General features: G+C 60.9%; 20 protein-coding genes. 6 read left to right on the forward strand and 14 right to left on the reverse strand.

What is annotated here, in order from left to right; genetic code table 11:
• Positions 1-183: 183 nt before the first annotated feature.
• The 4 genes from KFS80_RS15550 to KFS80_RS15565 form a co-directional block, all read right to left on the reverse strand.
• Positions 184-1401, reverse strand: a complete 1218-nt coding sequence (locus tag KFS80_RS15550) for a class I SAM-dependent methyltransferase (protein ID WP_212545247.1) — start codon at positions 1399-1401, stop codon at positions 184-186.
• A gap of 168 nt (positions 1402-1569) precedes the next feature.
• Positions 1570-2187 (reverse strand): TPM domain-containing protein, encoded by a 618-nt coding sequence (locus KFS80_RS15555; RefSeq protein WP_212545248.1) that lies wholly within the window; start codon positions 2185-2187, stop codon positions 1570-1572.
• Between the two features lie 33 nt (positions 2188-2220).
• Entirely contained in the window at positions 2221-2976 is a 756-nt protein-coding gene (locus KFS80_RS27100) for a TPM domain-containing protein (RefSeq protein ID WP_212545249.1), read from the reverse strand.
• 116 nt (positions 2977-3092) lie between these two features.
• Positions 3093-3701, reverse strand: a complete 609-nt coding sequence (locus KFS80_RS15565; RefSeq protein WP_212545250.1) for a LemA family protein — start codon at positions 3699-3701, stop codon at positions 3093-3095.
• 262 nt (positions 3702-3963) lie between these two features.
• On the opposite strand from KFS80_RS15565, the gene bglX reads away from it, so the two are divergent.
• The gene (gene bglX / locus KFS80_RS15570) at positions 3964-6255 is read left to right on the forward strand and encodes a beta-glucosidase BglX (RefSeq protein WP_159815361.1); all 2292 of its coding nucleotides are present in this window, start codon (positions 3964-3966) and stop codon (positions 6253-6255) included.
• A 179-nt stretch (positions 6256-6434) separates the two neighbouring features.
• Here bglX and KFS80_RS15575 read toward each other — a convergent pair whose 3' ends face one another.
• The 9 genes from KFS80_RS15575 to KFS80_RS15615 form a co-directional block, all read right to left on the reverse strand.
• Positions 6435-7592: a phospholipase D-like domain-containing protein gene (locus tag KFS80_RS15575; RefSeq protein ID WP_212545251.1), complete on the reverse strand. Its 1158-nt coding sequence runs from the start codon at positions 7590-7592 to the stop codon at positions 6435-6437.
• A gap of 1 nt (position 7593) precedes the next feature.
• The gene (locus KFS80_RS15580) at positions 7594-8184 is read right to left on the reverse strand and encodes a YceI family protein (protein WP_212545252.1); all 591 of its coding nucleotides are present in this window, start codon (positions 8182-8184) and stop codon (positions 7594-7596) included.
• 156 nt (positions 8185-8340) lie between these two features.
• Entirely contained in the window at positions 8341-9111 is a 771-nt protein-coding gene (locus KFS80_RS15585) for an IclR family transcriptional regulator (protein ID WP_159815364.1), read from the reverse strand.
• 59 nt (positions 9112-9170) lie between these two features.
• On the reverse strand, positions 9171-10628 hold the full coding sequence (locus KFS80_RS15590) for an amidase (RefSeq protein WP_212545253.1): 1458 nt from the start codon (positions 10626-10628) through the stop codon (positions 9171-9173).
• Positions 10625-11935: a citrate-proton symporter gene (locus KFS80_RS15595; RefSeq protein ID WP_053117911.1), complete on the reverse strand. Its 1311-nt coding sequence runs from the start codon at positions 11933-11935 to the stop codon at positions 10625-10627. Before KFS80_RS15595 ends, KFS80_RS15590 begins: the two co-directional genes overlap by 4 nt.
• 78 nt (positions 11936-12013) lie before the next feature.
• Positions 12014-13189 carry a M20 aminoacylase family protein gene (locus KFS80_RS15600; protein ID WP_212545254.1) on the reverse strand — a complete coding sequence of 392 codons (1176 nt, stop codon included), beginning with the start codon at positions 13187-13189 and terminating at the stop codon, positions 12014-12016.
• A gap of 293 nt (positions 13190-13482) precedes the next feature.
• Positions 13483-13779, reverse strand: coding sequence for an amidase (locus KFS80_RS15605; RefSeq protein WP_159815367.1), 297 nt, complete (start codon positions 13777-13779; stop codon positions 13483-13485).
• Entirely contained in the window at positions 13776-14849 is a 1074-nt protein-coding gene (locus KFS80_RS15610) for a serine hydrolase domain-containing protein (protein WP_212545255.1), read from the reverse strand. The genes KFS80_RS15605 and KFS80_RS15610 overlap by 4 nt, the downstream gene beginning before the upstream one ends.
• Before the next feature lie 131 nt (positions 14850-14980).
• A complete protein-coding gene (locus KFS80_RS15615) occupies positions 14981-15859 on the reverse strand; it encodes an acyl-CoA dehydrogenase middle domain-containing protein (RefSeq protein ID WP_212545256.1) in 879 nt (292 codons plus the stop codon).
• 153 nt (positions 15860-16012) lie between these two features.
• Here KFS80_RS15615 and olsB point away from each other — a divergent pair, with 153 nt between their 5' ends.
• Positions 16013-16768, forward strand: a complete 756-nt coding sequence (gene olsB, locus KFS80_RS15620) for an L-ornithine N(alpha)-acyltransferase (protein ID WP_008080112.1) — start codon at positions 16013-16015, stop codon at positions 16766-16768.
• Positions 16768-17562: a lysophospholipid acyltransferase family protein gene (locus KFS80_RS15625; RefSeq protein ID WP_212545257.1), complete on the forward strand. Its 795-nt coding sequence runs from the start codon at positions 16768-16770 to the stop codon at positions 17560-17562. Before olsB ends, KFS80_RS15625 begins: the two co-directional genes overlap by 1 nt.
• Positions 17563-17643: 81 nt before the next feature.
• Here KFS80_RS15625 and KFS80_RS15630 read toward each other — a convergent pair whose 3' ends face one another.
• The gene (locus tag KFS80_RS15630; RefSeq protein ID WP_212545258.1) at positions 17644-18216 is read right to left on the reverse strand and encodes an acyl carrier protein phosphodiesterase; all 573 of its coding nucleotides are present in this window, start codon (positions 18214-18216) and stop codon (positions 17644-17646) included.
• Between the two features lie 169 nt (positions 18217-18385).
• On the opposite strand from KFS80_RS15630, the gene KFS80_RS15635 reads away from it, so the two are divergent.
• From KFS80_RS15635 to KFS80_RS15645, 3 genes are read left to right on the forward strand one after another with little or no spacing between them, the layout of a single operon-like run.
• Positions 18386-18688 carry an ArsR/SmtB family transcription factor gene (locus KFS80_RS15635; RefSeq protein WP_016771327.1) on the forward strand — a complete coding sequence of 101 codons (303 nt, stop codon included), beginning with the start codon at positions 18386-18388 and terminating at the stop codon, positions 18686-18688.
• 34 nt (positions 18689-18722) lie between these two features.
• Positions 18723-19889 carry an MFS transporter gene (locus tag KFS80_RS15640; protein ID WP_212545259.1) on the forward strand — a complete coding sequence of 389 codons (1167 nt, stop codon included), beginning with the start codon at positions 18723-18725 and terminating at the stop codon, positions 19887-19889.
• Positions 19890-19919: 30 nt separating this feature from the next.
• Entirely contained in the window at positions 19920-20969 is a 1050-nt protein-coding gene (locus KFS80_RS15645) for an alkene reductase (protein ID WP_212545260.1), read from the forward strand.
• Positions 20970-21087: the final 118 nt, after the last annotated feature.

Consider the following 21087-nt stretch of genomic DNA (forward strand, 5'->3'; position numbering starts at 1 on the left):
TTGAACGGTTGAACGGTTGAACGGTTGAACGGTTGAACGGTTGAACGGTTGAACGGTTGAACGGTTGAACGGTTGATTATGTAGGAGCTGCCGAAGGCTGCGATCTTTTGATTTTGTTTTTAAGATCAAAAGATCGCAGCCTTCGGCAGCTCCTACAGGATGTGTATTCCAGGGCAATAATCGTCAGGAAAGGTAACCGTCGGCGCGCAGCAGGGTTTCCAGGCAGTGTTCGCTGATGTGATAGAACGCTTTCAACTCTTCGATCTTCACCAACAGCTGAGCCGGATCGACCGGCTCGGCGCGTTTCACCGCGAGAATCATCTTGTTCTTGTTGGTGTGATCGAGCGAGATGAACTCGAACACCTTGGTCTCGTAACCACAGGCTTCCAGGAACAGCGCACGCAAACTGTCGGTAACCATTTCCGCCTGCTGACCAAGGTGCAAACCGTATTGCAGCATCGGCTTGAGCAGCGCCGGGCTCTGGATTTGCAGGCGGATCTGTTTGTGGCAGCACGGCGAGCACATGATGATCGACGCCCCCGAACGAATGCCGGTGTGGATCGCGTAGTCAGTGGCGATGTCGCAGGCATGCAAAGCGATCATCACGTCCAGTTCGCTCGGCGCCACGCTGCGCACGTCACCGCACTTGAACACCAGCCCCGGATGATCAAGCTTCGCCGCGGCGGCGTTGCACAGGTTGACCATTTCTTCGCGCAACTCGACGCCGGTGACTTCGCCCTCGGCCTTCAAGGTGTTGCGCAGGTAATCGTGAATCGCGAAGGTCAGATAGCCCTTGCCCGAGCCGAAATCCGCGACGCGCACCGGTTTGTCCAGCGCCAGCGGCGAGGTGGTCAGCGCATGGCTGAACACTTCGATGAATTTGTTGATCTGCTTCCACTTGCGCGACATCGCCGGGATCAGCTCTTGCTGCGCGTTGGTCACGCCCAGATCCTTGAGGAACGGTCGGCTCAACTCAAGAAAGCGGTTTTTCTCTCGGTTGTGCTCGGCGGACGGTGCTTCACGCAATTGCTGAGGTTTGCTCTTGAACAGCGAACTCTTGCCCTTTTTGCTGTATTCGAGCTGAGCTTCGTCAGTCACGGCGAGCAAATGCGCATTTTTGAACGAGGCCGGCAACAGCGCGGCAATCGTCGCCACGCCTTCGCTCAGCGGCAGATTTTTGGTGATGTCGCGGGTTTTGTAGCGATAGACGAAGGACAGGTTCGGCTGCGCTTTGACGGTGACCGCTTTGATGATGACCCGCTGCAGCTCCGCCTCTTCACCGACGTACTTGGCCAGCACCAGTTTGATGAAGCCGTTCTGCTCGAGGCTGGTTTGCAGCAGCTCGATGAACTGGGCGTGGTGATCGGGCGCAGGCTTAGTGGACGGGGCGGTAACGGACATGAAAAAGCGGCCTCGGACGGGCGAAATCGGGAATGGCGGGTATTTTAGGGGGGATGGGGGTTGGGGACACGCTCTTATTTACCGAACGGCACAAATCAAGAGATCGCAGCCTTCGGCAGCTCCTACAGAGGCCAATGTAGGAGCTGCCGAAGGCTGCGATCTTTTGATCTAGGCCAACACCACCAACCGATTCGGCAATTCATTGCGCACTTGCGTCACCGGCACATGCACTTTGAGCAATTCCCCACACGCCTCAATGCACGTCACAAACCCTTCCAGCGTGCGCCCCTGCCGCACCTGCTCGGTAAACGCCGCGACAATCACATCCCAGCTCCTGTTATCCAGCCGCTTGGAAATCCCCTCATCCACCAGAATTTCCACATAGCGCTCCGCCTCGCAGACAAAAATCAGCATCCCGGTGCTGCCCACCGTGTGATGCAGGTTCTGTTCGAGAAACTGCCGTCGTGCCAGGTTCGATGCCCGCCAGTGGCGCACGCGACGCGGGATCAAATGCGTGGTGATTTTCGGCAAACGAAACAGCAGGCACAGCACGATAAACGCGCCCCACTGCACCAGCAGCAGGCTGTGCATGGTCAGCCAGCCGGTCAGGTAGTGCACGACGCCCGGCACCACCAGCGCCAGCAAACTCGCCCACAGCAGCGGGATGTACGCGTAGTCGTCGGCGCGGGCGGCCAGCACTGTCACCAGTTCGGCGTCGGTGTCGCGCTCGACCCGGGCGATCGCTTCGGCGACTTTGCGTTGTTCGTGTTCGGTCAGTAATGCCATGTTGAAAAGTGCCTGCTCATTATTCTTTTAATGTCACCAGCCGCCGGACGATCCACCGCCGCCGAAACTGCCCCCGCCGCCGCTGAAGCCCCCGCCTCCACCGCCGCCGCCACCAAAACCTCCACCGCCAAAGCCGCCGCCTCCGCCACCACCGCCCCGGCCGGCGGGCAGGATACCGAGCATCTGGAAGACAAACACGGTCAGGATGAACAACATCACCAAAAATACGAACAAACCGGGATGCCGCGAGATGAAATCATCGGACGGATCACCGCTCGATTCATACACCGTCGACGGCTCGTCCAGCGGATTGCCGCCGAGCACCACCAGCATCGCCGCGACGCCGTCGCTGATGCCTTTGCTGAAGTTACCGGTCTTGAACGCGGGCGTGATGACTTGATGGATGATCACTGACGACTGCGCATCGGTCAGCCGATCCTCCAGACCATAACCGACTTCGATGCGCAGTTTGCGCTCGTCACGGGCGACGATCAGCAGCGCGCCGTTGTTTTTGTCCTTCTGGCCGATGCCCCAGTGCCGGCCGAGCTGAACGCCGAAATCCTCGATGGTGGTGCCCTGCAGATCCGGCACGGTGACGACGACCAATTGCTCGCCGGTCGCCTGCTCGTGGGCCTGCAACTGCTGGCCCAGTTGCGCGCGCACCGACGGCTCGATCATCTGCGCTTCGTCCACCACCCGCCCGCTCAGCGCCGGGAACGTCAACTCGGCCCGGGCGCTGAGGGCGAATACCCACAACAGCAACACCAGCCCTATCTTCAACACACGCATGCATACCCCCCACCGATCCCCTGTAGGAGCTGCCGAAGGCTGCGATCTTTTGATCTTGTTTTTTAAAAACCAACGTCAAAAGATCGCAGCCTGCGGCAGCTCCTACACAGGCTTTCTCAGAATTTCACTTCCGGGGCCTTTTCCGCACCGGGCGTGGTGGCTTCGAAGGTTTCGCGGATAGGCAAGTCGCTGTACATCACGCTGTGCCAGAGGCGACCGGGGAAGGTGCGGATTTCGGTGTTGTACTTCTGCACCGCCAGAATGAAATCGCGGCGCGCCACGGCGATGCGGTTTTCCGTACCCTCAAGTTGCGATTGCAGGGCGAGGAAGTTCTGGTTGGCCTTCAGATCCGGGTAGCGCTCGGAGACCACCATCAACCGGCTCAACGCACCGGTCAGTTGATCCTGCGCCTGCTGGAACTGCTTGAGCTTCTCGGGATTGTCGAGGGTGCTGGCGTCGACCTGAATCGACGTAGCTTTCGCCCGCGCCTCGATCACGGCGGTGAGGGTTTCCTCTTCATGCTTGGCGTAACCCTTCACCGTTTCCACCAGATTGGGGATCAGGTCGGCACGCCGCTGGTACTGGTTCTGCACTTGCTCCCACGCGGCTTTGGCCTGTTCGTCGAGGGTCGGGATATTGTTGATGCCGCACGCGGTCAACAGCGTGGCCAGCATCAGCAGGGTGACGACCTGCAAACGCGAGCGATTGGTTGGGCTTACATTCATCGCAGTGATGCTCCTTGGCACATTTCATTATAAAAACCGAGCGCGAAACACTCTGCGCCGGCTCTTGGGGCATAATCGGCCGCGCCGCTGGATTACGACGCGCCAATGGGCTAAAAAGTGCCCTGCGCGATCACGCTGCCGCAGTGTCGGCTGTCGTTTTTGGCTCTGGTTTTTTGAGCCTGCACCCGAACAACAATAGTCGCTCCCTAAATTTTGGCTGGCCGGCGTTGCATCGCCGCTTGGGCCCTTGAGAAAAACATTCATGAAGAAGCTGTGTTTGCTGGGTCTGTTCGTCAGCCTGGCCAGTCATCAAGTATTGGCCGCCACGACCCCGGTACCCCTGGAAAACAAGGACGCGTTCATCAGCAACCTGATGAAGCAAATGACCCTCGACGAGAAGATCGGCCAGTTGCGCCTGATCAGCATCGGCCCGGAAATGCCTCGTGAGTTGATCCGCAAAGAGATCGCCGCCGGCAACATCGGCGGCACGTTCAACTCGATCACCCGCCCGGAAAACCGTCCGATGCAGGACGCCGCCATGCGCAGCCGTCTGAAGATCCCGATGTTTTTCGCTTACGACGTGATCCACGGTCACCGGACGATTTTCCCGATTCCGCTGGCCCTCGCCTCGAGCTGGGACATGGACGCGATCGGCAAATCCGGCCGCGTGGCTGCCAAAGAAGCCGCCGCCGACAGCCTCGATATCACTTTCGCGCCGATGGTCGACATCTCCCGCGACCCGCGCTGGGGCCGCAGCTCCGAAGGTTTCGGTGAAGACACCTACCTGACCTCGCGCATTGCCGGCGTCATGGTTCGTGCCTATCAGGGCGCCACCCCGAGCGCGGCCGACAGCATCATGGCCAGCGTCAAACACTTCGCCCTGTATGGCGCGGTTGAAGGCGGTCGCGACTACAACACCGTCGACATGAGTCCGGTGAAGATGTACCAGGATTACCTGCCACCGTACCGCGCCGCGATTGATGCCGGCGCCGGTGGCGTGATGGTTGCGCTGAACTCGATCAACGGCATTCCGGCCACCGCCAACACCTGGCTGATGAACGATCTGCTGCGTCGTGACTGGGGCTTCAAAGGCCTGGCGGTCAGCGACCATGGCGCGATCTTCGAACTGATCAAACATGGCGTCGCCCGCGACGGTCGTGAAGCGGCGAAGCTGGCGATCAAGGCCGGCATCGACATGAGCATGAACGATACCCTGTACGGCAAAGAGCTGCCGGGGCTGCTCAAGTCCGGCGAGATCGAACAGAAAGACATCGACAACGCCGTGCGCGAAGTCCTCGCGGCCAAGTACGACATGGGCCTGTTCAAGGACCCGTACCTGCGCATCGGCAAGGCTGAAGACGATCCGGCCGACACCTACGCCGAAAGCCGTCTGCACCGCGCCGAGGCCCGCGACGTCGCGCGTCGCAGCCTGGTGTTGCTGAAAAACCAGAACGAAACCCTGCCACTGAAGAAAGACGCGAAAGTCGCGCTGGTCGGCCCGTTGGCCAAGGCGCCGATCGACATGATGGGCAGTTGGGCAGCGGCGGGTAAACCGACGCAATCGGTCACCCTGTTCGACGGCATGAGCTCGCTGATCGGCAACAAGGCGAACCTGATCTACGCCCGTGGCGCCAACATAACCAGCGACAAGAAGGTGCTGGATTACCTGAACTTCCTCAACTTCGATGCCCCGGAAGTGGTCGATGACCCGCGCCCGGCCAACGTGTTGATCGACGAAGCGGTCAAAGCGGCGAAGGATGCTGATGTGATCGTTGCCGCTGTCGGCGAGTCGCGTGGCATGTCCCACGAATCGTCCAGCCGCACCGACCTGAACATCCCGGAAAACCAGCGCGAGCTGATCCGCGCGTTGAAAGCCACCGGCAAACCATTGGTGCTGGTGTTGATGAACGGCCGTCCGTTGACCATTCTCGAAGAGAACCAGTCGGCTGACGCGATTCTGGAAACCTGGTTCAGCGGCACCGAGGGCGGCAACGCCATCGCCGACGTGCTGTTCGGCGACTACAACCCATCGGGCAAACTGCCGGTGACCTTCCCGCGTTCCGTGGGCCAGATCCCGACGTACTACAACCATCTGAGCATTGGCCGGCCGTTCACGCCGGGCAAACCGGGCAACTACACCTCGCAGTATTTCGATGACACCACAGGTCCCCTGTTCCCGTTCGGTTATGGCCTGAGCTACACCCATTTCGCCCTGAGCGACATGGCGCTGTCGTCGACCACGCTGAACGCCACCGGCAAGCTCGACGCCAGCGTCATGCTGAAAAACACCGGCAAGCGTGACGGCGAAACCGTGGTGCAGTTGTACATTCAGGACGTCACCGGCTCGATGATCCGTCCGGTCAAAGAACTGAAGAACTTCCAGAAAATCATGCTCAAGGCCGGCGAACAGAAAGTCGTGCACTTCACCATCACCGAGGATGACCTGAAGTTCTACAACGCCCAGCTCAAATACGCGGCCGAGCCTGGCAAGTTCAACGTACAGATCGGCCTGGATTCGCAGGACGTGACGCAGCAGAGCTTTGAACTGCTGTAACCGGTTTTTGCCCCGATGATCGTTCCCACGCTCCGCGTGGGAATGCCTCAAGGGACGCTCCGCGTCCAGTGACGCGGAGCGTCACGGGCTGCATTCCCACGCAGAGCGTGGGAACGATCAAACAGAGGAACCCATTCCCCTGTAGGAGCTGCCGAAGGCTGCGATCTTTTGATCTCGCTCTACCCGCGGCGATCGAGGATATTCACCACCACCCGATCCACCCACCCCCAGACCCGCTGCTTCACCCGCCGCCACAACGGCCGACGCTGCCACTCTTCCAGACTCACCAGCTGACTCAGCCCGAAGTCCCTCACAAAACTCGCCTCCACCGCTGCCGTCAACGACGGATCCAGCGCCTCCAGATTCGCCTCCAGATTGAAGCGCAGGTTCCAGTGGTCGAAGTTGCACGAACCAATGCTCACCCAATCGTCCACCAGCACCATTTTCAAATGCAGGAAGCACGGCTGATATTCGAAGATCTGCACCCCGGCCTTGAGCAGGCGCGGGTAGTAACGATGCCCGGCGTAACGCACTGACGGGTGATCGGTGCGCGGCCCGGTCAGCAGCAAACGCACGTCGACACCACGCGCGGCAGCCTTGCGCAGGGAGCGGCGGATTTTCCACGTTGGCAGGAAGTACGGCGTGGCCATCCACACGCGTTTTTGCCCACTGTTCAGGGCACGGAATAGCGACTGCAGAATGTCGCGATGCTGACGGGCATCGGCATACGCCACGCGGCCCATGCCCTCGCCCTTGTCCGGCACGCGCGGCAACCGTGGCAGACCGAAATGCGCAGCCGGGCGCCAGGCGCGGCGATAGCGGTTGGCGATCCATTGACGATCAAACAGCAACTGCCAGTCGATCACCAACGGCCCGCTGATCTCGACCATCACTTCGTGCCATTCGCTGGTGTCGTGCCCCGGTGTCCAGAATTCATCGGTGACACCGGTGCCGCCAACCACCGCCAGACGCTGATCGACCAGCAGCAACTTGCGGTGATCGCGATAGAAATTACCGACCCAGCGCCGCCAGTTCAGCCGATTGTAAAAGCGCAGTTCAACCCCGGCATGGGTCAGGCGCTGACGCAGATTGAGGGTGAAGGCGAGGCTGCCGTAATCATCGAACAGGCAACGCACGCGCACCCCACGCTCGGCCGCCAGCACCAGCGCCTGGACGATGGTTTGGGCACAGGCACCGGCCTCGACCAGGTACAGCTCAAGTTCGATCTGCTCCTGCGCGTCAGCGATCTGCTCGAGCATGCGCGGGAAGAATTGCGGGCCGTCGATCAACAGCTCGAAACGGTTGCCGTCACGCCATGGGAACACCGCGCCGCGCATGTCAGCGCGCCGTGAAAATCAGCACCGCACCCACCGGTACCGACAGACTGATGGCCGACAGGTCGGCGAGTTTGCGCAGGCTTTCCAGGCCCGGCGCCAGATCAAAATCTTCGGCGTTGATCACCAGCGGCTCGAGGGTGACCACCTGAAAGCGTCGATCATCGAGCCGCGTCGCCAGCAATTCGGCGGGGTATTCGTGTTGTTTGCCATGCAGGTTGACGGTCAGCGGCAGACGCAATTCCAGCTGCGCGCCGGGCGCCAGATCGTTGATCGGGCGCAGGTCAATCTGCGTGGTGATGGTCGCTTCGGGGAATTGCTCGATCTGGAACAGCTCCTTGCGCATACGCTCATCGCGCAGCGGAATGCCGCTGTTGATCGAATCCAGTTCGACTTCGACTTCGGCGCGACCGTTGGGGTCGACCTTGCCATGCAGCACCAGAAAGCGCTGCACTTCGGAAATGTTGGCGTTTTTCGTGCTGACGAACGATAGCCGCGACGACTCGCCGTCCAGATACCAATTGGCCTGCGCCGGCAACGCGACAGCGGCGAGCAGCAGGCTGGACAGGGATGCAATGAGGGAGCGGTTGAACATTGAGGACTCGTGGGGCCGATAAACCTGCACGAACCTTAACTGGCCATGGGGTTATTGCAAACATCAAGATCAAAAGATCGCAGCCTGCGGCAGCTCCTACAGGGGAATGCATTTCAAATATTGTAGGAGCTGCCGCAGGCTGCGATCTTTTGGCTGTCAGGCCAATACCTGCTGCACATCGCCAATCGTCGCCGCCAGACTGTTCAAATGCAGGCTCAACACCCGCTCCACCGGCGCCTGATCCATCGGCCAGTGCAGCGCCATGCTGCCCACCAATTTGCCTTCAGCACGAATCGGCAACGCCACCGCGCGAATCAGAAACGGCAAACGCACCGGGTATTCCCAATAACCCTCCGTGCGCTGGCCAAAGCCCTGCTGCAACGCCTGCTCTGTCGCACTGAACAAACTTTCCGCGCTCAACTGCTCACGTTGGGCCAGCCGTTCGACCTCATCACTGCCCAACTCGCCAAGGCACGCCCGGCCCATCGCCGAGTGAAACAAACTCGCGTGATGCCCGACGATCTGGCAGTTGTTCGGATAACGCTTGCGCAACACCTGCGGAATCGCGCTTTCCATCACCTCAACCCGCTCGCCATCGAAGCACGACAGATCCGCGACCAGCCCGGTGCGCTCGCACAACTCCACCAGCATCGGCGCCGCGCTCTCCACCAGATGCCGTTTGAAACGTTGCTGACGATCACCAAACAGACGCTTGGCGCACAGGCGATAACGCCGGTCGCTGAGGCCGCGATAGATCCAGCCCTGCTCCTGCAACGTCGCAAGCATCCGTGACACCGTGGCCTTCGGCAGGCTCGTGAGGTAGTGCAATTCCTCCAGCCCCAGCGCCTGATGCTCGCCGAGCAATTCGACGATCGCCAGCGCGCGTTCGACCGAACGCACGCTGCCGGTATCTGTTTTGCTGCCCATGTGTTCGATCTCCCTGCGCACAGATGGATGAACACTTTTTGCAGCAAAATGCGGGCCGCTCAAGCCGATTGCAGGCATGTCGGCGGGCACCGCTCGACCCAGCGGGTCAGCTGTTCATGGGCATACGCCAGTTGCAGAACCGCGCGATCCGCCTGCGCCGGGCCGATGATTTGCAGGCCCATCGGCAGCCCCGCCGGGTTGAACCCGACCGGCACGCTGATGCTCGGCAACCCGGCCAATGTCGGGCCGATAACCACCTCCATCCAGCGGTGATAGGTGTCCATGGTCTGCCCGCCGACCATGCGCGGCCATGGCTGTTGTGCATCAAAAGGGAACACTTGTGCGGTAGGCAACAGCAGGAAATCGTAACGTTCGAACAATTCACTCAGCGCGCGATACCAATCACTGCGGTCGACCGAGGCCTTGTAGACATCGGCAGCGCTCAGACGCAGACCGCCCTCGACTTCCCACTGTGCTTCCGGTTTGAGCAACTCGCGTTTGTGCGGATCGGCGTATGCGGCACCCAGACTGCCCTGCACCAGAAAGTGCCGATGGGTCAGCCAGGTTTGCCACAAACGCTCCATGGAAAAATCCGCCTGACAGGCTTCGACCTGACAGCCCAGCGCAGTGAAGTCTGCCAGCGCCGACTCGCACAGACTCAGCACACCGTCGTCCATCGGCAGATAGCCGTTGTAGTCGCCAAGCCAGCCGATGCGCACGTCGCTGAAATCCCGTTGCAGGCCTTCGGCAAAGTTGCGCGGCTGATCTTTCAGCGACAGCGGCACGCGAGGATCGTAACCCGCCTGCGTCGACAGCAATCGTGCGACGTCGGTGACGCTGCGGCCCATCGGCCCTTCGGTGGCCAGTTGCTGGACGAACACTTCCGGCGTCGGCCCATACGGCACGCGGCCCTGGGACGGGCGAAAGCCGAAGACGTTATTGAACGCCGCCGGGTTGCGCAGCGAGCCCATCATGTCGCTGCCATCGGCCACCGGCAGCAAACGCAGAGCCAACGCCACCGCCGCCCCGCCGCTGCTGCCGCCGGCAATCCGGCTGGCATCGTAGGCATTGGTGGTGGTGCCGAACACGCTGTTGTAGGTCTGCGAACCGAGGCCGAATTCCGGCACGTTGCTCTTGCCGATGATGATCGCGCCGCACTCGCGCACCCGCGCCACGCTGATCGCATCGTGCTGCGGCACCTGCTCGGCAAACAACGGCGAACCCATGGTCGTGCGCAGTCCAGCGGTGGCGGCCAGATCCTTGATCGCCTGCGGCATGCCGTGCATCCAGCCACGGGATTCGCCGCGATCAAGTTGTCGGTCACATTCATCGGCCTCGCGCAAAACCTCCTCCGCTGGACGCAACGACACCAGCGCGTTGACCTGCGGATTGAAACGCTCGATGTGTTGCAGATACGCCTGCATCACTTCACGGCACGAGACTTTGCGGGCATGGATCGCGCGGGACAACGCATCGGCGTCCAGCGCGACAATCGGATCGATGGCTAACGGACTCAAGATTTCACTCCAAGGTTGAGCGCGCTGGGGGCTTTGGCGCGGGGCGCCTCTTGCATGCAATAAATCCCGAGCAAGGTCAGCAGGCAAGCGAACAACACATAAAACGAAGGCGCCACCGGGGTTTCCAGCACCTTGCTGAGCCAGGTGACGATCAGCGGCGCGAAACCGCCGAACACCATCACCGAAATGTTGTAGGCAATCGACACGCCGGTGGAGCGCACTTCGATGGGAAATTGCTCGGCCAGCGCCGTCGGTGCCGGGCCGAAGAAGCCGCCAATCGCGCCGCACAGCAGCAGTTGCATTACCAGCAAACGTTCGATTGAAGGCGCTGCCGCGACCCACACGTACAGCGGATAAATCATCACGAAAAACGCCAGGGTAAAGGCCATCAATACCGGTCGCCGGCCGACGCGATCCGACAGTGCGCCGGAGAACGGAATCACCACGGTCATTAGCGCCACCGCGAGCATCTGCACCAGCAACACCTGATCTAGCGGCAAGCCGAGGTTGGTGTGGGCGAAGGTCGGCATGTTCACCAGCACCACGTAAAACGCCACCGTCGCACCGCTGGCCAGACCCATCGACACCAGCAGGCTGCGGCGATGTTCGCGAACTACTTGCCAGAGGCCCGGCGCTGCGCCTTTGGCTTTTTTGCGCGCTTCGAGAAACTCTTCCGGCTCTTCCATGTGCTTGCGAATCCACAAGCCGACCGGGCCGATCAACAGGCCGAGCACGAACGGAATCCGCCAGCCCCAACTGTCCAGCGTCTCAGGGGTAAACAGGTGGGTGACCAACGCCACCATCGCCGCGCCGGCAAACACCGCCAGGCATTGCCCGACCAGTTGCCACGAACCGTACAAACCTTTGCGATGAGCCGGCGCGCTTTCCACCAGAAACGCCGTGGCGCTAGCGTATTCGCCGCCAGTGGCGAAGCCCTGGAGCATCCGCGCGACCACAATCAGCAACGGCGCGCCCATGCCGATGGCGGCGTAACTTGGCGCGAAAGCGATCATTGCAATGGACACGGTCATCAGACGAATGATCATCTGCATCGCCGCTTTACGACCTTTGCGGTCGGAATACATGCCGAGCAGGATGCCGCCCACCGGGCGCATGAAGAAGCCGACGCCGAAGGTCGCCAGCGCCATCAGCAGCGAGGCGTAGCTGTCTTCGGAGGGGAAGAATTGCCGGGCGATGATGCTCGCCAGAAAGCCGTAAACAATGAAGTCATACCATTCCAGCGCGTTGCCGATCACGGCGGCGACCACTTGCCGGGTACGCGAAACACCTGTGCCTGAAGCCTGCATGGGAGATTCTCCAAAAGCTGTTGGGTGAGCCCGTGCGCCGGTGCGCTCGGGATTCAGCGGCAGCAGAACGTGAAGAAATCAGGCCGGCTTGAGCCAGCTCTCGGTGAGCGCGCCCCAGTAGGCGGCGCCAGTCAGCAGGATGTCGTCGTTAAAGTCATAGGCGGGGTTGTGCACCATCGGCCGCGACACGCCGTTGCCGATAAACAGATAGGCGCCGGGGCAACGCTGGAGCATCCAGGCGAAGTCTTCGCTGCCCATCAATTTTGGCGTGTTGCCATCGACGGCATCAGCACCGACCAATTCGACGCCAATGTTGCGGGCGAACTGGGTTTCGGCAGCGTGGTTGACCAGCACGGGATAGGCGGGACGATGTTCGATTGTCGAAGTACAGCCGAAACTCTGCGCCTGGGTTTCGATGATGTTGCGCACGCGGTTGAGGGTTTGTTCGCGCACATCGGCATTCAGTGCGCGCAGGCTCAGACGCAGAATCGCCTGCTGCGGAATGACGTTGGCCGCCTCCCCCGCTTGCAGTGCGCCGACGGTGACCACCGCCGCTTGCTGCGCATCGATGTTGCGCGCGACCACGGTTTGCAGCGCCATCACCACACTCGACGCAGCGACCAGCGGATCGACGGTCAGGTGCGGCATCGAACCGTGGCCGCCGACGCCTTCGATGACCACGTTGAGCAGATCTTGCGAAGCCATCATCGGCCCTTCGCGAAAGCCCAGATGCCCAGCGGGCAGGCCCGGCATGTTGTGCATGCCGAACAGCGCATCGCAGGGGAAACGCTCAAGCAGACCATCGGCGAGCATCGCTTCGGCGCCGCCCTGACCTTCTTCGGCGGGTTGGAAAATCAGCGTGAGGGTGCCGTCGAACTGACGCGTCGCCGCCAGATAACGCGCGGCGCCGAGCAGCATGGTCGTGTGTCCGTCGTGACCGCAGGCGTGCATGCAGCCCTTGTGCTGGCTGCTGTAGGCGACGCCGGTATTTTCGATGATCGGCAAAGCGTCCATGTCGGCACGCAGACCGAGTTTGCGCGAGCTGCTGCCGTTGCGCAGCACACCGACGACGCCGGTTTTACCGATGCCAGTGTGGACTTCGTAGCCCCAGCCTTCGAGGGATTTGGCGACCAGCGCCGAGGTGCGGCTTTCTTCGAAACCGAGTTCGGGGTGGGCGTGGATGTCCTGGCGGGTGGCGTGCAGGTCGCTGGCGACGTCGCTGAGCCAGGCCAGAATGTGCTGATGTCGGGTCATGACGGTTCTCCTCGCGCGGGTTTTCCCGGTCTTGTTGTTCGCAATGAATTCACGACACGTTGGAAGGCAGGTCGTGCTCACCGCCAGATAACCGCGAGACGCGCGCGAGGACAATCGAATGTGGTTCCGCAGAGTGGAACTGCAATATCCACAACACCCCACACCCCTGTGGGAGCGGGCTTGCTCGCGAAAGCGGTGTATCAGGCGACAACTGTTTTGCCTGACACGACGCCTTCGCGAGCAAGCCCGCTCCCACAGGGGTTCCGGTTTGCAGGGGGATTGTGTGTCTGTTTTCAGGGATTCAGGCGGCAGCCCTGGCGTTCGCTTTGCCACTGGGCGCTGTTGCTGCGCCCCATGCCGCTGACGGTGATGGTTTTGCGGGCAGGGTCATCGCTGAACTGGCTGGTCGGCAGCCATTGTTTTACGTAGCCACGGCAATACTCGGCATCGTTGTTCATCACGTACCGGCACGAACAATATTCCTTGGCGGTGTAGGCGCTGATGATGTCCGGGAAGGCCCACAGATTTTCCCGTTCGTAAACGATCCAGCCGAGCAACAAAACCAGCAGCAACAGCAAAAAGCGCTTCATGGCCGCACCGCCTGCATCACGCGCTTGAGCAGCTCGTTATGCCGATAACTGCCATCGCGATCATCGCCATAACGGACGATCAGCAGTTTCTCGCTGGGAATCACATACATCGCCTGGCCCCAATGGCCAAGGGCGGCGAAAGTGTCGGCCGGTGCATCGGGCCACGGAGACGCCGCGCCATCCGCCGCACGGTTGAGCCACCATTGTCCGCCAGGCACGGCTTCGTCTTGATGCGCCTTGTAACCGGCGAACGGTTTGAGGTTGAACGCGAGCCAATCCTTTGGCAATAACTGCCGTTCATTCCAGCGCCCATCGCGCGCCATCAACAGACCCACTCGCGCTAGATCCCGCGCGGTGAGATAGGCGTAAGACGAAGCGACAAAGGTGCCAGTCGCATCGGTTTCCCACACGGCGTGGCGGATGCCCAAGGGTTCGAACAGCGCCGTCCATGGATAGTCCGCATAGCGCTGTGGGCCGACGATGTTTTTCAGTGCCGCCGCCAGCAAATTGCTGTCGCCACTGGAGTAACGGAAGGCCTGCCCCGGTGGCGCGTAGCTGTCGTGATTCGCTGTAAAAGCCGCCATGTCGCGGTGACCACGGGTGTAAAGCATCGCCACCACCGAGGATTTCAGCGGCGCGTATTCGTAGTCTTCCTGCCAGTCGAGGCCTGAGGCCCAGTGCAGCAGATCGGCGAGTTTGATGTCCGGGTGTTTAGCCAGCGGCGGGTAAAACTTCGCAGCGGGGTCTTCGAGTTTGAACAGGCCTTCGCCGTACGCCACACCGAGGACGGTGGCCATCAGGGTTTTGCTGATTGACCAGGTCAGGTGCGGGGTTTGCGCGTTGGTTGGGCCGGCGTAGCGTTCGTAGATGATCTGCCCGTCGCGGATGATCAGCAGCGCATCGGTGCGGACGCCTTTGCGGGTGGTGTCGTCGCGGGGTGGGAAGGCGTAGTTTTCCAGCGCTTCAGTATTGGTGATTATCGCGCCAGTCGGCCACTGCTCACCGGGCCATGGTTCGGCCTGAACGGTGGAGCTGATCAGCAGCAGAAGCAGGGTCAGGCCTTTGAACATGGTGAGGGGCTCTGGGGATGAACCTGCTGAGATTAGTCGGGGTTGATGACAGATGTGTGGTGATGCTGAGGCCGCCTTCGCGAGCAGGCTCGCTCCCACAGGGATCGGGTTCCTTCAATTGAAATGCCATGTCATGCCACCGCCAGCGCCTTTGCCAACCGCTTGGCCCGAGCCCCCGCCGCCAACTGCATCACCCCTTGATCCCGCCGCCACATCTGCGCCCACTCCGAGCCACTCTCCCCCAGCGCGTGATCGACCTCAAGCTTGAGCGCATCAAACTGCGCAAACAACCCAGCCAACAACACATGCCCGGCCGGATTATTCGGCGGCTGCCGGCTCGCCTCCGCACACCCGGCCAACAGCGCCAGCAAACGCAATTGCAGCATCTGCGGCCAATCGCTGTCCTGCCCAACGCCATACAGCCACGCGGTCATCGCACTCAGCACATAAACATCTTCCAGCGTGCGAAACGGCTTCACATACGCATCCCAACCATCCCCGGCCAACAACTCACACAACGCACCATCGAGCAACAGCCGACCATGACTGATGTCCGGCATCAACGGCAGCGCCGGCAATTTCTCCACGCTCACGCCGGGCTCGCCGGGGTAGACCACGGCCAGACTCAGGCGCGGACTTTCGCCGGGCTCTTCACTGCGCGCCGCGATCAACAACCAATCCGCCGCATCACCGGCGGTGACGAAATCCTTGCGTCCACTCAGACGCAAATCCGTCAGCCGCGTCTGCATGTCTGCCGGGCGCAGACTGCGCTGTTCAGTCGCACACAAAGCGCCAAGGCTCAGCGGTGCACTCGGCCACAACATGCGCAACGCCGCCTGATAACCGACCAGAAACGCCAGCCCCGGCGTCGCCATCCGCCGCCCACCGGCGACCGCCAATTCGAACGGCGTGACGTTGCCCAACTGCTGCAACAACGTCGCAAAACCCTCGGCAAGGTCAGCAACGGCGGGCAGTCGTTCACGGCTTTGCAGCAGATCTGGCCAGGGCATAAGAGGCTCCTTGTGGGCTGTCATATAAGCATCACCGAACGTTCATGGCGATGACACCGGGGCTACATAGCCTGACTTTGCACAACACGGCTGCATAAAGAAAGTCGATCGGCTGCAACCCACGACGGGTTCAAGGCCCGTACGGAGATTCACATGACTCAGATCGCCCGCATCAGCGACACCGGCAATGAACGCCGCCTGCAAGCCGAACGCCTGATCGGCGCCGAGGCCTTGCAGCAAGCCCAGGCCCTGCGATTCAACGTGTTCAGCGGCGAGTTCAACGCCAAGCTGAAAGGCGCGGAACTGGGTCTGGACATGGATGATTATGATGTTCACTGCAGCCACATCGGCGTGCGTGATTTGAACACCGGGCGTCTGGTGGCGACCACGCGTTTGCTCGATCACACCGCCGCCAGCAGCCTCGGCAAGTTCTACAGCGAAGAAGAATTCAGCTTGCACGGCCTCGCGCATCTGCAAGGCCCGATCCTCGAAATCGGCCGCACCTGCGTCGACCCGGCGTACCGCAATGGCGGCACCATCGCCGTGTTGTGGGGCGAGTTGGCCGAGGTGTTGAATCAGGGCGGCTACAGCTATCTGATGGGCTGCGCGAGCATCCCGATGCAGGACGGCGGCGTGCAGGCGCACGCGATCATGCAGCGTCTGCGCGAACGTTATCTGTGCACCGAACACCTGCGCGCCGAACCGAAGAAACCGCTGCCGACGCTGGATATTCCATCGAACGTGATCGCAGAAATGCCGCCGCTGCTCAAGGCCTACATGCGTCTGGGCGCGAAGATCTGTGGCGAGCCGTGCTGGGACGAAGATTTTCAGGTCGCCGACGTGTTCATCCTGCTCAAGCGCGACGAACTCTGCCCACGCTACGCCAAACACTTCAAGGCGGCCGTGTGATGAGCCGGTTGCGGGTGTACGCGCGGATTGCGCGAGTGCTGATCGTGGTGACACTGGGGCTGACCATGGCCGGTGTCTTCGGCGTTTTTGAACGGATTGGTCTGGCGCATTCGATGGAACGTCGCCAGCGTTGGTCGCGCTTTTTCATGGCGCGCTTGGGCAATGCCCTGCCCTTTCGCATGACCGTGCACGGCGAGCTGCCGAAGCAGCCGATGTTGTGGGTGAGCAATCATGTGTCGTGGACGGATATTCCGCTGCTCGGCATGCTCACGCCGCTGTCGTTTCTGTCCAAGGCTGAAGTGCGCACCTGGCCGGTCGCCGGTTGGCTCGCGGCGAAGGCTGGCAGTCTGTTTATTCGTCGCGGTTCGGGCGACAGCCAGTTGATTCGCAAGCAAATGACCCGTCACCTGCAAACCGCGCATCCGCTGCTGATGTTCCCGGAAGGCACCACCACGGATGGCCGCTCGTTGCGCACCTTTCACGGTCGCTTGCTGTCGGCGGCGATTGATTCGGAGGTGATGCTGCAACCGGTGGCGATTCGTTATCTGCGCGACGGCGAAATCGATGCGCTGGCGCCGTTTATTGGTGACGATGATTTGCTGTCGCACTTGATGCGTTTGTTCAGCAATGATTGCGGCGACGTTGAAGTGCACCTGCTCCAGCCGATTGCCTGTCAGGGGCGCGAGCGTGCGGCGCTGGCGTTTGAAGCACAGCAGGCGGTGCAGAAAGTGTTGTTTGGTGAGGTCGCGAAACCTGCCGAACCGCGTCGCACCGGCGAATTGATCGCGGCCTGAACATCAAAAGATCGCAGCCTGCGGCAGCTCCTACACCGATCCCTGTAGGAGCTGCCGCAGGCTGCGATCTTTTGATCTTGCTTAATCCCGCAACCCAGCAAAATCCTGGAGATGTGGGTAGAACAATCTGAAATCTTCACTCAACGGCTCATACAACCGCCGCAATTCCTGCATCGCCCCCGCCAGTTCCTCGGGCCGGCTCAACCGCCGCGAGATCCCGCGCAAGACCTGTTCCAGCACTTCAAATTCCTGATACGAACCCAACCAGTCATTGGCAACCATATGCGGCGCAATCTTCGCCAGTCGCTCGGGCAGCTCCCGCTCGTGGGTCAGCACCCGATACACATCAGCCGTGAAAACCTCCAGCGGCTGATCGGCATACAACCGCCAATCCCGCGCCAGACAATGATCGAAAAACACATCAAGCACGATCCCGGCATAACGCCGCCGCGTTTCGGTAAACCGCCCCAACGCGACATCCACCAGCGGATGGCGATCAGTAAACACGTCAATCCGTCGATGCAGCTGAATCGCCGCTTCCACCTCCGGCGCAAACTGCCCTTGCAGCCGCCCTTTGACGAAATCGCCATACAGGCTGCCGAGTAATTGGCCGGGGCGCTGGCCACCGAGGTGCAAATGTGCGAGATAGTTCATGGGCGCAGCTTAGCACCGCGCCCTGCAATCGACACCTCACCATATCGTTATAACCCGATATACCGATTTGCATGCTCATCAGACCGAAATCATATTGGTATATCGCGAAGTACCGATTTAAAGTTCGCCTCATCGCGATATAGCGTTGTACACAACCGAGCACCCTGCCATGAACCTTGACCTCGACGAAATAATAAAAGCCCTGGCGCACCCAGTACGGCGAGACATCCTCAACTGGCTGAAAGACCCGAAAGGCGAATTCCCGGAACAGTTGCACAACCACGAGTACGGCATTTGCGCCGGGCAGATCGATCAACGCTGCGGCCTGTCGCAGTCGACCGTTTCTGCACACCTCGCAACGTTGCAACGCGCCGGGCTGATCAGCAGCCAGAAGGCCGGGCAGTGGCATTTTTTCAAACGTAACGAGGACGTGATCCAGGCGTTCCTCAGCACCCTCAGTAAAGAGCTCTGACCCTTAACGTCAGCCAGCCGACAAGGAAACCCGCATGCCCCTCTCGCTACTCATCCTCGCCTTGAGCGCCTTTGCCATCGGCACCACCGAATTCGTCATCATGGGCCTGTTGCCCGATGTGGCGGCCGACCTCGGTGTGTCGATCCCCGGCGCCGGCTGGCTGGTGACTGGTTACGCCTTGGGCGTGGCCATCGGTGCGCCGTTCATGGCACTGGCCACCGCCAAACTGCCGCGCAAGGCGGCACTGGTCGCGTTGATGGGCATCTTTATTGTCGGCAACCTGCTCTGCGCCATCGCCAGTGACTACAACGTGTTGATGTTCGCCCGTGTAGTCACGGCCCTCTGCCACGGCGCTTTCTTCGGTATCGGTTCGGTCGTTGCCGCCAATCTGGTGCCGGCCAACAAACGTGCTTCCGCCGTAGCCTTGATGTTCACCGGTCTGACGCTGGCCAACGTGCTTGGCGTTCCACTGGGCACTGCGCTGGGTCAGCAATACGGCTGGCGCTCGACTTTCTGGGCGGTGACCGTGATTGGCGTGATCGCGCTGATCGGCCTGATCCGCTTCCTGCCGGCCAAGCGTGATGAAGAAAAACTCGACATGCGCGCCGAACTCGCCGCCCTCAAAGGTGCCGGAATCTGGCTGTCGCTGAGCATGACCGCGCTGTTCGCCGCGTCCGTCTTCACCGTGTTCACTTATGTGGCGCCGCTGCTTGGCGAAGTCACCGGCGTCTCGCCGCGTGGCGTGACCTGGACGCTGATGTTGATCGGCCTCGGTCTGACTGTCGGCAACATCATCGGCGGCAAACTCGCCGACAAAGGCATGGCCGCGACGTTGATCGGCGTGTTTATAGCCATGGCGGTGATCTCCACCGTGCTGACCTGGACCAGCGTCGCGCTGATTCCGTCTGAAATCACCCTGTTCCTTTGGGCTGTCGCCTGCTTCGCCGCCGTGCCGGCCCTGCAAGTCAACGTGGTGACCTTCGGCAAAGCCGCACCGAACCTGGTGTCGACCCTGAACATCGGCGCTTTCAACGTCGGCAACGCCCTCGGCGCCTGGGTCGGCGGCAGCGTCATCGCCCAGGGTTACGGCCTGACCAGCGTGCCGCTCGCCGGCGGTGCCCTCGCGGTACTGGCGCTGTTGGTGACCCTGATTACTTTCCGTCAGAACGGCAATGCCGATCTGGCCCCCGCGACTCACTGATTAACTTTCACTTTTACGAGGGTTGTAGACATGGCAACTATTTTTGATCCCATCAAACTCGGCGACGTCGAACTGGCCAACCGCATCATCATGGCCCCGCTGACCCGCTGCCGCGCCGATGAAGGCCGCGTACCGAACGCGCTGATGGCTGAATATTATGTACAGCGCGCTTCCGCCGGCCTGATCCTCAGCGAAGCCACTTCGGTAACGCCAATGGGTGTGGGCTACCCGGACACCCCGGGCATCTGGTCCAACGACCAAGTGCGCGGCTGGTCCAATGTGACCAAAGCCATTCACGGCGCTGGCGGCAAGATCTTCCTGCAACTGTGGCACGTCGGCCGCGTCTCCCACCCGTCGTACCTCAATGGTGAAGCGCCGGTCGCCCCGAGCGCCATTCAGCCAAAAGGTCACGTCAGCCTGGTGCGCCCATTGGCCGACTACCCAACCCCGCGTGCACTGGAAACCGCTGAAATCGCCGACATCGTCGACGCCTACCGCACCGGTGCCGAGAACGCCAAAGCCGCCGGTTTTGACGGCGTGGAAATCCACGGCGCCAACGGTTACCTGCTCGACCAGTTCCTGCAAAGCAGCACCAACCAGCGCACCGATAACTACGGCGGCTCCCTGGAAAACCGCGCGCGCCTGCTGCTGGAAGTGACTGACGCTGCGATCGAAGTCTGGGGCGCTGGCCGCGTCGGTGTGCACCTGGCACCGCGCGCCGACTCCCATGACATGGGCGACGACAACCTCGCCGAAACCTTCACCTACGTCGCGCGTGAGCTGGGCAAGCGCGGTATCGCGTTCATCTGCTCCCGTGAGAAAGAAGGCACCGACAGCCTCGGCCCGCAACTGAAAGAAGCTTTCGGTGGCCCGTACATCGCCAACGAACGCTTCACCAAGGACAGCGCCAACGCGTGGCTGGCGAGTGGCAAGGCTGACGCTGTGGCGTTTGGCGTGCCGTTTATTGCCAACCCGGATCTGCCGGCGCGTTTGCAGGCTGATGCGCCGTTGAATGAAGCGCGTCCGGAGTTGTTCTACGCTAAGGGGCCGGTTGGTTACATCGACTATCCAACTTTGTAAGTTACATATTAGAAACACAAAGCCCCGACTCGCCAGAGCCGGGGCTTTTTTATATCTGCCTGACTCAGCAATGAAACGCCCCATTACATTGCTTTCGCGCCCACAAAAAAAATCTCTG

It is taken from the genome of Pseudomonas rustica, assembly GCF_018336155.1.
Taxonomy (GTDB): domain Bacteria; phylum Pseudomonadota; class Gammaproteobacteria; order Pseudomonadales; family Pseudomonadaceae; genus Aquipseudomonas; species Aquipseudomonas rustica.

Coding starts and splice junctions, on each gene's coding strand:
- KFS80_RS15550 (WP_212545247.1), bottom strand. CDS start 1,401: ATGTCCGTTACCGCCCCGTCCACTAAGCCTGCGCCCGATCACCACGCC.
- KFS80_RS15555 (WP_212545248.1), bottom strand. CDS start 2,187: ATGGCATTACTGACCGAACACGAACAACGCAAAGTCGCCGAAGCGATC.
- KFS80_RS27100 (WP_212545249.1), bottom strand. CDS start 2,976: ATGCGTGTGTTGAAGATAGGGCTGGTGTTGCTGTTGTGGGTATTCGCC.
- KFS80_RS15565 (WP_212545250.1), bottom strand. CDS start 3,701: ATGAATGTAAGCCCAACCAATCGCTCGCGTTTGCAGGTCGTCACCCTG.
- bglX (WP_159815361.1), top strand. CDS start 3,964: ATGAAGAAGCTGTGTTTGCTGGGTCTGTTCGTCAGCCTGGCCAGTCAT.
- KFS80_RS15575 (WP_212545251.1), bottom strand. CDS start 7,592: ATGCGCGGCGCGGTGTTCCCATGGCGTGACGGCAACCGTTTCGAGCTG.
- KFS80_RS15580 (WP_212545252.1), bottom strand. CDS start 8,184: ATGTTCAACCGCTCCCTCATTGCATCCCTGTCCAGCCTGCTGCTCGCC.
- KFS80_RS15585 (WP_159815364.1), bottom strand. CDS start 9,111: ATGGGCAGCAAAACAGATACCGGCAGCGTGCGTTCGGTCGAACGCGCG.
- KFS80_RS15595 (WP_053117911.1), bottom strand. CDS start 11,935: ATGCAGGCTTCAGGCACAGGTGTTTCGCGTACCCGGCAAGTGGTCGCC.
- KFS80_RS15600 (WP_212545254.1), bottom strand. CDS start 13,189: ATGACCCGACATCAGCACATTCTGGCCTGGCTCAGCGACGTCGCCAGC.
- KFS80_RS15605 (WP_159815367.1), bottom strand. CDS start 13,779: ATGAAGCGCTTTTTGCTGTTGCTGCTGGTTTTGTTGCTCGGCTGGATC.
- KFS80_RS15610 (WP_212545255.1), bottom strand. CDS start 14,849: ATGTTCAAAGGCCTGACCCTGCTTCTGCTGCTGATCAGCTCCACCGTT.
- KFS80_RS15615 (WP_212545256.1), bottom strand. CDS start 15,859: ATGCCCTGGCCAGATCTGCTGCAAAGCCGTGAACGACTGCCCGCCGTT.
- olsB (WP_008080112.1), top strand. CDS start 16,013: ATGACTCAGATCGCCCGCATCAGCGACACCGGCAATGAACGCCGCCTG.
- KFS80_RS15625 (WP_212545257.1), top strand. CDS start 16,768: ATGAGCCGGTTGCGGGTGTACGCGCGGATTGCGCGAGTGCTGATCGTG.
- KFS80_RS15630 (WP_212545258.1), bottom strand. CDS start 18,216: ATGAACTATCTCGCACATTTGCACCTCGGTGGCCAGCGCCCCGGCCAA.
- KFS80_RS15635 (WP_016771327.1), top strand. CDS start 18,386: ATGAACCTTGACCTCGACGAAATAATAAAAGCCCTGGCGCACCCAGTA.
- KFS80_RS15640 (WP_212545259.1), top strand. CDS start 18,723: ATGCCCCTCTCGCTACTCATCCTCGCCTTGAGCGCCTTTGCCATCGGC.
- KFS80_RS15645 (WP_212545260.1), top strand. CDS start 19,920: ATGGCAACTATTTTTGATCCCATCAAACTCGGCGACGTCGAACTGGCC.